This window comes from Acinetobacter sp. 789_lipA, from assembly GCF_058242845.1.
Window position 1 is genome coordinate 976154 of sequence record NZ_JBZAYS010000001.1, and the last position, 12803, is coordinate 988956.

Consider the following 12803-nt stretch of genomic DNA (forward strand, 5'->3'; position numbering starts at 1 on the left):
TGGGGGCGTGGTTGAAGTATGCGAGAAATACGCTCTGAGTATTTGAGTCAAAAGCTGTATATTGCAATGAGCATTATTATTTTGTCATTGTGCAGCTTATCCATTCCGTTGATAGTTAAAAGTTATCGTGATTACAACAAAACCAACCAAGCTTTAACTGAAATACAAGCCTTACAGGCTGTTGCAGACTTGGCCAATAAGATTTCACGAGAGCGTGCGCCAGCCAACAAACTCATGTCGAGTAATCAACAAGACTTTGCCAAACACGTGCTTGAGTTAAAACTATATCGGCTCACGGTGGATGAGCAGATGAAAAAGACTTTAGAAGTTTTAAAGCACTCGAACCTCCCAAATTTAGATTTAAGTTTAGTTGACCGTTTAGATGAAGCTTTAACGCAAGGCAGACAACAGGTAGATGCCTATGCAGCTCTACCACGTGAGCAACGTAATGCCGAGAACATGGATCAAGCCATCCTAAAAATGTTTAGTGCTTGGGATCGTAGTCATGATGTTTTAAAAGACGTAATCGCTGTATCTGAAGGCAAAGACACCGCTGTTTCAAACTTCTATGTCCAAATTTTATTATTAGCGGATTTACGCGATCAGGCTGGTCGTGCTGTATCCAATGTGATGGCGCATGTAGCTTTTAAACAACCGATTCCTGAAACCAATTTAGCGCGTTCTTTACAGACTCGGAGGCAAGTGATGTATTTGTGGGAACTCATTGATACCTTACAGCCCGAGCGTGATAAAACCGAAGAATTTAAAGTGCTGCATCAAGCGGTTTATAACGAGTTTTTAGCCAAAGGGCTATTGATTGTTGAGCGCTTGATGAATGAAAGTATTTACCATCGACCGTACTATTTAACGGGGACACAGTTAACCGAAGCAATCGTTGATAAATTTTCGACCGTGGTGGAATTGCAAAATTATTTACTCAAATATAGCGTTGAAAAAGCCATTATCGAAAAGCATAAAGCACAAAATATTTTGCTCACAACGGTGGGTATTTCACTCATTTCAATTTTTGCGGCACTGTTTACCATGATCTATGCGCGTAAGAGAGTGTTTAGTCCACTCATTCAAGCGCGTAAAATTCTGTTTGATTTATCCCATTCCAGTATTCGGCCTAACCCCATGGATACCAAAGATCAACCCGCCAATATGTATTCTTTATTTACAGCGATTCAGCAGTTAAAACAGACACTTCAGCAGCGAGATGCGTTGGAGTTTCGACTCAAGAATATTGCACATTTGGATTCATTAACCGGGGTTGCAAACCGTTATGCGTTGAATGAATACATTAAACTTTTGGAAAATCAGCCGACTCAGTTTTCGGAGACTTGTTTAATGGTGATCGACATTGATCATTTTAAACAGGTCAACGATGTGTATGGGCACCTGATGGGGGATCAGGTGATTCAGTTTGTGGCTGAAAAATTAAAAGAAAATATTCGGACATCTGACTTGTTGGTACGTTACGGTGGCGATGAATTTATCGTACTGATTGAAAATGTTGGAATGGAGCGCGCTTTAAAAATTGCGGAAAAGATTCGTTCTGAGATTTATGAAGCGAAGTCAGTTGATAATGTACGCTGCCCTGATTTGAAAGTCAGTATTAGTATTGGGGTGGCAATTGGTGCGACCAGTTGGATGGCACTGTTAGAAAAAGCAGATCGTGCTCTGTTTCAAGCTAAAGAGCAGGGTAAAAATAAAGTGGCGAGTTGATGAAATTCACATCCACATAATAAGTAAGAATATAAATGAATTACTCGCATTCATACGTAATGAATATTTAAATTCTTTGTTTTTAGCGCATTTCAATATTTTATCGTTGGTTTATTTTTTCATTGAGTAGGTGTTTCCTCACTTTTGACTGGGTAAAAGTGACAAAACCCACTTGTTTGACTGATGCTCAGTCCCTTGTGCACAGTCAAACGGGCGACATCCATGTCGCCTGTCATGTGATTAAAAGAATTATGAAAATAAAATATCAATTAATGATGCTTGTAAAATATACCACTGACCATTTGCTTCTCCTCGTAATTCAGGTAGTCCATTGGTTGAATCTGCATAATTCAGGCTAATATTTATTTCGATTGAGTGGAGTACTTCATTTTTCATAAACTCTAGAAGAGTTAAAATTCTGGTGCTAGATGGTGTTTGATCTTCTAAATACTTAATTTGATAACTTCGTAACTCAATTTTTTTATAATCATTTACAACTTCTTTTGTTGCTTTTCCTACATGCTTGCTAATGTTATGTAAAAGTAATGGAGTCATTTTCCCCCATTGTTGAGCCTTCCATGCCTCTAAGAATACAAGTAGAAAATATTCAGGAGAGTCAGTTTCAATAGCCTCTAGTGTGTTTTCTATCCAATAACTTTCAGATTTATTTGGCCTTTTTTGCCATGAATCTATTCGTTTAGAAAGATCTTGTGTTCTTTGATACTTTTTAAAACTTTCTTGGAACGACATAGGCTCTTTAGCTTGCTTATTTAATTGTTTTTCATCAGACCACTCAATCAGTGAAGCTAAAACCCACCAACATTTAGATGCTACTTCTTTGTTAGCGAAATTTAAATCACGTCCGTGAAGTATTCCATTTCTATATGGAATAGATATTTCTTTAGTAGTTGTAGTCGTTCTAGAGCTATTCATAATTGTTTTTAGAAAAGGTAAACCCGTTTCATGAGCAGTTATGCTATCAAATAGTTCTAAATCAGTTTTTCCCGCAAAAAAACCAACATGTGCTGAAATATCATTTGCTAGACCATCGATAAGTGCAAGTAAAAGGGGAATGCATGCATGATAGCGACCTGCTTGATAATCGAGTTTTAATAATTCAAGCAAAGTAACTCTTGATTCAAAATGTTTACGTGTTTCGCATTTTAATAATATTTGATTTATAGATTCTTCATTAATTGAGTCTATTAAGAGTATTTTAGCTTCTTCAATTCTATTTTCTAAGCCCAGTTTGACTGACTCTTCTAGAATTGATCTATTTAAAGCTCCGTAACAAATCCAACCCTCTTTTGAAAATAATTCATTAAATTGATCAGGAAGAGTAAGGATAGAACTTTGATTCTGAATCTCTATAAATTGTTCTTTAAAAGATTTTATTTTAGGACTTAGTTTATAAATAAAAGGAATTTTATCTAATACAAAAAAGCTGAGTTCTCCTAGTTGTAATAAGTTGATTAAAGGTTGTATAGATTCATTATCTTTAATTTTTTTAGACATATAAATAAAAACGGCAATATATTTATTACCGTTTTATCATGTGTTTGCATAAAAGTGAATGTTACTTCAACAACGGCTTCAAAAACTTCGCTGTATGTGAAACTTTAGATTTCACCACATGCTCAGGTGTACCTTCCGCAATAATCATTCCGCCACCTGCACCACCTTCAGGGCCTAAATCAATTACCCAGTCAGCAGTTTTAATCACATCCAAATTATGCTCAATCACCACAATGGTATTGCCCTTATTGCGCAGCTCATGAAGGATATCTAACAGTTTAGCAATGTCATGGAAATGTAGACCAGTAGTTGGTTCATCCAAAATGTACAGTGTTTTGCCTGTATCACGTTTCGCAAGTTCACGTGCCAATTTCACACGCTGCGCTTCACCACCTGACAGTGTCGTTGCTGACTGACCTAAACGAATATAGCCCAAACCGACTTGATTCAGTGTTTCCAAACGGCGATGAATCACTGGAATAGCATCAAAGAAATGCATGGCATCTTCAACAGTCATATTGAGAACATCGGAAATATTCTTACCTTTATAACCCACTTCTAAAGTTTCACGGTTATAACGTTCACCATGACAATTATCACAAGGCACATACATATCAGGTAAAAAGTGCATTGCCACTTTGATCATACCGTCACCTTCACAGGCTTCACAACGACCACCTTTCACGTTAAAAGAGAAACGTCCCGCAGCATAACCACGTGCTTTGGCTTCAGGTGTTTGTGCAAATAATTCACGAATCGGGGTAAACAAACCCGTATAGGTTGCAGGGTTAGAACGAGGTGTACGACCAATCGGGCTTTGGTCAATATCAACCACTTTATCAAGGAATTGCAGACCATCAATTGAATCAAACTTTTCAGCGGTTAAAGTGGTCGCACCATTCAGCTGTGTTGCTGCCAAAGGCAATAAAGTACGGTTAATCAGCGTAGATTTACCTGAACCAGACACACCCGTCACACAGGTCATCACACCCAAAGGAATGGTTAAATCCACATTTTGTAGGTTATGACCCGCAGCACCCATCAATTTAATTTGTTCTTCAGGCTTTGGCGGTTCAGTGCGCTTTTTCGGCACTTCAATTTTCAATTTACCTGATAAATACTGACCTGTAAGTGATTCATTATTGGCAAGGATTTCATCATAAGTTCCTTCAGCAATCACATGACCACCATGAATACCAGCACCAGGACCAATATCGATAATATGATCTGCTGCACGAATCGCATCTTCATCATGCTCAACTACTAATACTGTGTTGCCTAAGTCCCTTAGGCGGACTAAAGTTTCAAGCAAGCGGTCATTATCACGCTGATGCAGACCAATGGATGGTTCATCGAGGACATACATTACACCCATCAAACCTGCACCGATTTGCGAAGCTAAACGAATACGTTGCGCTTCACCACCAGACAAGGTTTCTGCTGAACGAGATAGACTTAAATAATTCAAACCCACTGAGACTAAGAAATGTAAGCGCTCACGGATTTCTTTAAAAATCTTATCGGCAATTTCACCTTTTGCACCGCTGAGGTTTAAGTCTTGATAATAGCTTTCAGCATCACCAATCGACATTTTGGTAATTTGAGCAATAGTTTTGTCTTTCACTCGAACATGGCGTGAAATTTCATTTAGACGTGATCCACCGCAGGCATCACATGCCGCATTGGATAAATACTGTGCCAAATCATCACGAACATAGTTACTCTCAGTTTCGCGGTAACGACGTTCTAAATGCGGCAAAATTCCTTCAAAAGGTTGCACACGATTATGTTTGCGACCACGTTCATCGATATAACTTAAATCAACTTTTTCTTTGCCTGTGCCGTAGAGAAATTTCTTTTTGGTATCGGCATCCAGTTCATTCCACGGGGTATCCAAAGAAAAACCAAAATGCGCTGCTACTTTCTCAATCATGCTGTAGTAGTACGGACGTTGTCTGTCCCAACCACGAATTGCACCTTGGCTAATGGAAACCTCAGGGCTTGGAATGAGTTTTTCAGCACTAAAATGGCTACGGGTCCCTAAACCATCACAGGTTGGACAGGCACCAAAGGGATTGTTAAATGAAAATAAACGTGGCTCAAGTTCTGCAACGGCGCGGTCACATTCAGGACATGAGTGTTTAGCCGAAAAAACCCGATCTGGGTGTTCACCGTTCATCCACGAGAGAATGGCAATATCACCGCCCAAACGTAGAGCAGTTTCAAAAGATTCTGCAATACGATTGCCGAGGTCATCACGGACTTTAAAACGATCCACCACCACTTCAATGGTGTGTTTTTTCTTTTTATCGAGTTCTGGAATTGGGTCTAGATCAACAATCTCACCATCGACGCGCGCCCGTACAAAACCTTGACTTTGTAATTGTTCAAACAGGTTGGAATATTCGCCTTTACGTTCACGTACCACTGGTGCAAGCAGCATCAGTGCTGTCCCTTCATCCAATCCTTTTACTGCATCTACCATTTCCGATACGGTCTGTGCGACCATCGGCAAATCATGCTCTGGGCAAAATGGCGTGCCGACACGTGCGTAGAGTAGACGTAAATAGTCATAAATTTCGGTAATGGTTCCCACCGTAGAACGTGGGTTATGGCTGGTCGATTTCTGTTCAATTGCAATCGCTGGGCTTAAGCCTTCAATTGAATCAACTTCAGGTTTTTCCATTTGTGATAGGAACTGGCGCGCATAGGCCGAGAGTGATTCGACATAACGACGCTGGCCTTCGGCGTACAGCGTATCAAATGCAAGCGATGACTTACCTGAACCAGAAAGTCCCGTGATCACCACGAATTTGTCGCGGGGAATATCAAGGTTCACATTTTTTAAGTTATGGGTACGTGCGCCTCGAATACGGATATGACTTTGGCTCATAAAACTATCTCGAAATTGTGCAGATGAAGGAGGTATATGATAACGACTTATGCTTTATTCAAGTGTTAAACATGATTTTATAGCGACAAATCATGTCGGCCAAAAGAAAAGTGATGCTGCTAGACTGTAGCTAGATTTCAGTGTTGAAACAAGTCTCAACGTATCGACATTGGCTGTGGCTGAAAACTGGAAGGTATTTATAAGTTGCGTAAAAAAGAGTGGATCTCCCATTCGGCGTAGTGCAAAAGTTGAATCATGGCTGTACTATTTTTTGTTTGCCGTACGCCTTCAGGGATAGAGTATTGTCATGGTTGCAGTATTTAGCATGCTAGCGCATAACGACGTTCAAAGATTGAATCGAGCGTCTCAAAAGCAAAGGGACGGATAATGTCATGATGGAGACGGGCATAGAAATTGACTTCATGCTCAAGAGTTTGTAAGAAGGCGTTGTAGTCATCTTCAAAGTCTGGCAGGTCGAGTAAGTCTTGTTCTCGACTTAAAACACAATGATATTTTTTAATAAAAGCCAACATCAATTTTTGAATATGTGGATTGGTATAATAAATGAGGTAGGTCGCGGCAGAACCGCAGTGTAAACAGCCTTTTTCAAGGTATATTTCTTCGTTATTTAGCCAGCAGCATTGTACGGTAAAAAATGCACGAATGGCTTCAGTACCTAGAGTATCAGGATGCATGAGAATGGCCCTCGAAAGTTAATTGTGTAAATGATAATTATTATCATTATTAAAGTTTAGTTTTAAATGCTTAAAATAGCAATCGCGCCATCTGAAAAATACGAGATTTGGTCAATAAAAAGCCCTGAAGAGTTCAGGGCTTTTGGGATCATTTTCGCTTTTAAGCGTGGTCTAAACCGAGCCATTGTTGCTGTTTATAAGCGCTGTCCCAGAACAACCATTCCAGTTCAGCCCCTTTACGGTAGGCTTTATGCATTTTCTCAATGGTATCCGCATCGCAACGTGCAGCCACTTTATCGATGGTTGCAATTACATTACGTACCGCTTGGTTGAATTCTTCCCCCGCGTAAGTATCGATCCACGCTTGGTATGGATTGTTGGCGATAGAGTTACCCACAATGTCTTTACCGACTTCAGCATAAATCCAAAAACAAGGTAAGAGTGCCGCTAACACCACTGGGTAGCTTTCAGACCATGCTGTTGCCGTTAGAAATGAAGTGTAATGGTGACATGCCAAAGTCAGCGGGGTTTCTTCAAACTGCTGTTTTGAAATATCAAAATTTTTCATAAAGCCATCATGTAAACTGCGTTCCACCACAATTGCTTCTTTAGCCCCTTGGCTAAACTGAATAATGTCGTCAGCCTCATACGCTTTGGCACCACACACCGCTAAAGCACGACCATAAGCCACCAAGTAGTGCGCATCTTGAATCACATAATGACAAAATGCTTCTTTATTAAGTGTGCCTGAAGCTAATTCTTGGTTAAAAGGTAAAGCCAGTGTTTTTTGATATAAGTCGACATTACGTTGCCAAACGTCTTGAGAAAAAGCCATGATTAGATCCTAAGGGAAGCCAAAATATGGGCAAGACTATAACAACAGTTTGCGCGGAACAACAATCCATCTCCGTACATCGGTGAGATAAGTAAAAATTAACGAAGATGTTTTGGTTTCAGGCGCAAAAAGCGTCATAATTGCGGCCATAAAACTCAACCTGTTTTTTTAGTTTTCGTTCATCTCCAAATTTTTTTATAGGTCGATCTGTCATGATGAAACATTTTGGTTTCTCTATCATTTTTACGATCGTGTGTCTTGCGTTGTCTGCGTACTGGGGTTTTACCCATGGACCAGAAGCGGGCTTAAAGACCATGTTTACTGCTTTGACCATCACTGCAATTTTAGCGGTGATGGAGGTCTCGTTATCTTTTGATAATGCCGTTGTCAATGCATCTGTGTTACGAGGTTGGGATCATTTTTGGAAAATGTTATTCCTTACCGTGGGTATTTTAGTCGCTGTATTTGGTATGCGTTTAATCTTCCCTGTCGCAATTGTGGCGGTAACTGCAGATATGGGCTTCGTTGAAGTTGTTCAATTGGCTTTAAATGATCCAAAAACCTACTCACAACGTCTGATGGATCACCACCCTGAAATAGCTGCATTTGGTGGCGCGTTCTTATTGTTAGTGTTTCTTAACTTCTTTTTGGATGAAGGTAAAGATACGCACTGGTTCCGTTGGTTGGAGCGCCGTTTGGCGAACTTGGCTAATGTTCCTGCAATGTCAGTCTTCCTTGCACTGATTGCACTTTTGGTGATGGCGGCTAATGTCGATGAAGCTAAACGTCTCGTGGTGACCATGGCGGGAATCTGGGGCATCGTGGTTTATATTGGCGTACAAGTCTTGAGTCATTTGTTGGGTGGTGAACCTGAAGTTGATGAAGACGGCAATGCAGTTACGCATGATGCCAATGGCGCAACTACAGGTGTGGTCAAAGCAGGTATTGGTGGTTTCTTATACCTAGAAGTACTTGATGCATCGTTCAGTTTTGATGGCGTAATTGGCGCGTTTGCGATTACTTCCGATGTTGTGATTATTATGCTGGGTCTCGCGATTGGTGCGATCTTCGTGCGTTCGATGACCATTTACTTGGTAGAGAAAGGGACTTTGGATGCCTATGTTTTTCTTGAACATGGTGCACACTACGCCATTGGCGCTTTAGCATTTATTATGCTGGCAAGTGGTACAGGTCTACATGTACCAGAAGTTGTCACGGGTTTAATTGGTGTAGCCTTTATTGTTTGGGCTGTTATTGCTTCTATTCAATACAAAAAGCATCAAGCCGCTTAAAGCAGATTGCTTTAAACCACAGAAAAGCGCAGCTCAGGCTGCGCTTTTTGTTTTTCAGATCAGGAAGGCTTTTATTAAACATAAAATTCATGCCGCTAGTCGGATTGAATAGCCTATAATCTTGATCCAAGATTAATTCAATACAGTCTGTCCTCGTTTATGATGAATGCTTTAGAACGTCGTTCAACTTTTGCCTTAAGCAGTATTTTTGCCTTACGCATGTTGGGTTTGTTCATGATCATCCCTGTATTTTCTGTGGCAGGGCAGACCTATGAATATGCAACACCTGCGTTGCTCGGTTTGGCTGTGGGGATTTATGGCTTAACACAGGCCATTTTACAGATTCCTTTTAGCTTGATTGCCGACCGTTATAGCCGTAAGCCTTTGGTGGTTTTTGGGCTGCTTCTGTTTGCTTTGGGTGGTGCAATTGCAGCGATGTCAGACACTATTTATGGGGTGATTATTGGTCGTGCCATTGCGGGTGGTGGAGCAGTGTCTGCCGTGGTGATGGCACTACTGGCGGATGTGACCCGTGAAGAAAACCGTATGAAAGCCATGGCAACCATGGGCATGAGTATCGGAGTTTCTTTTGCTGTGGCTTTTAGTTTGGGGCCGTGGCTTACCGGTTTGGTGGGGATTTCAGGATTATTTTGGGTAACGACCATCATGGGTTTAGCAGCCATTTCGATGTTATTTTTGGTGCCCAAAGTCACCCGCCATCATCGTAATTATCAGCAAGGTTATTTGGCTCAGCTCAAACAAGTCTTAAAAATGGGTGATCTGAACCGTCTGCATGTGTCGGTGTTTAGCTTACATTTATTGCTGACAGCAATGTTTATTTATGTTCCATCACAGCTTATCGATTTTGCAAAAATTCCACTAAATTCACATGGCTGGGTATATTTACCGTTGTTGGTGATTAGCCTGTTTTTTGCCTTTCCAAGTATTGTGTTGGCTGAAAAATATCGCAAGATGCGAGGCATCTTTTTAACGGCTATTGGCGGCATTATTTTAGGTTTAGGCATCCTAATTTTTGGCTTTGAGTCGAAGTATATTTTGCTGACAGGTTTGGGCTTATTCTTTATTGCTTTTAACGTCATGGAAGCGTTGCTGCCGTCATGGTTATCGAAAGCTGCGCCAATTCAGTCTAAAGCCACCGCGATGGGCGTAAATGCCAGCAGCCAGTTTTTAGGCGCATTCTTTGGTGGTGTCACAGGCGGTCAGTTGCTGCTGTTAAACAATACTGCCTTGGGTTGGAGCATCCTGACTGGACTGGCGATTGTTTGGTTATTGATTAGTTTTGGCTTGGCGCAACCGCGTTATTTGTCTTCGATGGTGTTGCGTTTACCTGAACATAAACAAACGGACGAATGGACTTCACAGCTTTTAGCGATTCGTGGTATTGAAGAGGTCGTGGTGATGTCTGATCAGCAAGTAGCGTATGTAAAAGTCGATAAGCAGCAAATAGATGATGCTACGCGACAAGATTTAACGCAGTTGTTGGGGAAAGAGGTAGCCATTTAAGCATAACTCTTATAAAGTAAATAATAGAAATAGATAGGAAGTAAACATCAGATGCGCGGTGTAAATAAAGTTATTTTAGTGGGCACATTAGGCCGAGATCCAGAGACGAAAACTTTTCCAAACGGTGGTTCGTTGACCCAGTTTTCAATTGCAACGAGCGACTCTTGGACAGATAAAAGCACCGGTGAGCGTAAAGAGCAAACCGAATGGCACCGTATTGTGTTACACAACCGCCTAGGTGAAATTGCGCAACAATACCTACGTAAAGGTTCGAAAGTTTATATTGAAGGGTCACTGCGTACCCGTCAGTGGACAGATCAAAATGGTCAAGAACGCTACACCACAGAAATTCGTGGTGAGCAAATGCAGATGCTCGACAACAACCGTCAGCAAGGTGAGCAAATGCAAGGCGGAAATGATGGTTATGCACAACCACGTTTCAACAATAACCAAGGTGGTGGTTATAACAATAACAACAACCAAGGTGGTTATGGCGGCAATCCTGCAGCGGGTAATAGCAACAATCAACAAAGTGGTTATGCGAACAATAACCCAAGCGGTTTTGCACCAAAGGCGGCTCCTCAGTCAGCGCCTGCGGCAGCACCAGCAGATATGGATGATGATCTTCCGTTCTGATTTGTATAATATCTAAATATTGTATGAAGTGAAAAAGAACTTGATTTATATCAAGTTCTTTTTTTATGGCTAGGCAAATTTGGTATTTAAAAAAGAGCTTTATAGAATAAAGATGTTCAGCTAATACGAGTGACATAGCATACTTTTCCTCTCTATAAAAAAGGGACCTCTGATGAGATCCCTTTTTAAAAATACGAAATGCTAATAAATCATGATAAAGATTGCTGAGGATGAACCATATTTTTGATGGATAGCACATCAGCCAAAAGTTGATCAGACAATAGGTTTTCAGCTTTAATTAAAGCCAATACACTTTGACCAGTTTCATTCGCTTGTTTTGCAATACGAGTCGTTGTTTCATAGCCCAAATATGGGTTGAGTGCAGTAATAATGCCGATTGAATTATCTACATTTGCCTGACAGTGTTCAGCATTGGCACGGATGTTTTCAATACATTTATATTGGAACATTTGCATCGCTTTACCCAACAAATCGATCGATTCGAACAGTTTAAAAGCAATTAATGGCTCCATCGCATTGAGCTGCAGTTGACCTGCTTCGGCCGCCAAAGTAATGGCTAAATCATTTGCAATCACTTGAAAACACACTAAATTCATTGCTTCTGGAATAACAGGGTTCACTTTGCCAGGCATAATTGAGCTGCCTGGTTGACGCGGTTCCAAATGGATTTCATTCAGACCTGTGCGAGGGCCACTAGAAAGTAAACGCAGGTCATTGGCAATTTTTGAGAGTTTAGTCGCGGTACGTTTTAAGAAGCTCGATAATAAAACGAAATCACCCATATCTGAGGTTGCTTCGATTAAATCAGGTGAGCTGCTGATCTGCTTTTGCGTAATTTCAGACAACGCTGCGATGGCATATTCACGATACTTAACTTCGGTATTGATGCCTGTTCCAATTGCTGTTCCGCCCAAATTTACAACACTTAAAGCAGACGGCATGATGTCATTGAGCTTGTTTAAATCATTTTGTAAGGTATTTGCAAATGCGCCAAATTCTTGGCCCAAGGTCATTGGAACGGCATCTTGCAATTGGGTGCGACCCATTTTTAAGATATGCGAAAACTCATCTGATTTATTCTTAAAACTTTGAATTAAATTTTGGAACGGGCTGTTCAATTGCTCTATTGCAAAAATTAAACCTACTTTAATTGCCGTTGGATAGACATCATTGGTTGACTGAGACATATTAATATCATTATTTGGATGTAAATATTGATATTCGCCTTTCAAATGATCTAAATGTTCTAACCCAATATTAGCCAGTACTTCATTGATATTCATATTGGTGGACGTTCCCGCACCACCTTGAATCATATCAATTGGAAATTGGTCATGATATTTATAATTAATAATTTGTTCACATGCATATTGAATTGCATTGTATTTATTTTCTTCAAGTTTATTGAGTTTAAAGTTGGCTTCTGCGCATGCTGATTTAACCATTGCAAGGGCATTAATAAAAACAGGGAATTGATTGAGTTTATTTGGGCTTAAATTAAAGTTCTCTAAAGCTCTTAAAGTTTGTACACCATAATAGCAATGAGCAGGAATTTCTTTATGTCCTAATAAATCCTTTTCAACGCGTGTGTTAATCTTAATGTTCATTTAAATAGACTCTAATCTCGAATAAATCGATATTAAAGTGCGCACACTTTTTTTTCT

General features: G+C 40.3%; 9 protein-coding genes. 4 read left to right on the forward strand and 5 right to left on the reverse strand.

Translation table 11 applies throughout. The features are described 5' to 3' along the window. Positions 1 to 18: 18 nt before the first annotated feature. A complete protein-coding gene (locus tag AC4CUZ_RS04575; RefSeq protein ID WP_490747326.1) occupies positions 19 to 1728 on the forward strand; it encodes a GGDEF domain-containing protein in 1710 nt (569 codons plus the stop codon). A gap of 249 nt (positions 1729 to 1977) precedes the next feature. Here AC4CUZ_RS04575 and AC4CUZ_RS04580 read toward each other — a convergent pair whose 3' ends face one another. The 4 genes from AC4CUZ_RS04580 to tenA all read right to left on the reverse strand — a co-directional run bounded on the left by AC4CUZ_RS04580 (position 1978) and on the right by tenA (position 7666). Continuing rightward, positions 1978 to 3243, reverse strand: coding sequence for a hypothetical protein (locus tag AC4CUZ_RS04580; protein ID WP_490747327.1), 1266 nt, complete (start codon positions 3241 to 3243; stop codon positions 1978 to 1980). Positions 3244 to 3304: 61 nt separating this feature from the next. After that, complete coding sequence (gene uvrA, locus AC4CUZ_RS04585; RefSeq protein WP_339422038.1) at positions 3305 to 6136, reverse strand: excinuclease ABC subunit UvrA; 2832 nt, start codon at positions 6134 to 6136, stop codon at positions 3305 to 3307. Positions 6137 to 6456: 320 nt separating this feature from the next. Then, positions 6457 to 6831 carry a hypothetical protein gene (locus AC4CUZ_RS04590; RefSeq protein WP_339422039.1) on the reverse strand — a complete coding sequence of 125 codons (375 nt, stop codon included), beginning with the start codon at positions 6829 to 6831 and terminating at the stop codon, positions 6457 to 6459. 160 nt (positions 6832 to 6991) lie between these two features. Beyond that, a complete protein-coding gene (gene tenA / locus AC4CUZ_RS04595) occupies positions 6992 to 7666 on the reverse strand; it encodes a thiaminase II (protein ID WP_004691671.1) in 675 nt (224 codons plus the stop codon). Positions 7667 to 7878: 212 nt separating this feature from the next. Here tenA and AC4CUZ_RS04600 point away from each other — a divergent pair, with 212 nt between their 5' ends. The 3 genes from AC4CUZ_RS04600 to ssb all read left to right on the forward strand — a co-directional run bounded on the left by AC4CUZ_RS04600 (position 7879) and on the right by ssb (position 11118). Further along, a complete protein-coding gene (locus AC4CUZ_RS04600; RefSeq protein ID WP_058952492.1) occupies positions 7879 to 8958 on the forward strand; it encodes a DUF475 domain-containing protein in 1080 nt (359 codons plus the stop codon). 159 nt (positions 8959 to 9117) lie between these two features. Next, a complete protein-coding gene (locus AC4CUZ_RS04605) occupies positions 9118 to 10482 on the forward strand; it encodes an MFS transporter (RefSeq protein WP_004978200.1) in 1365 nt (454 codons plus the stop codon). A gap of 51 nt (positions 10483 to 10533) precedes the next feature. Further along, positions 10534 to 11118 carry a single-stranded DNA-binding protein gene (ssb, locus tag AC4CUZ_RS04610; protein ID WP_004691666.1) on the forward strand — a complete coding sequence of 195 codons (585 nt, stop codon included), beginning with the start codon at positions 10534 to 10536 and terminating at the stop codon, positions 11116 to 11118. A 209-nt stretch (positions 11119 to 11327) separates the two neighbouring features. Here ssb and AC4CUZ_RS04615 read toward each other — a convergent pair whose 3' ends face one another. After that, positions 11328 to 12746, reverse strand: coding sequence for an aspartate ammonia-lyase (locus tag AC4CUZ_RS04615; RefSeq protein ID WP_438330924.1), 1419 nt, complete (start codon positions 12744 to 12746; stop codon positions 11328 to 11330). Between the last annotated feature and the right edge of the window lie 57 nt (positions 12747 to 12803).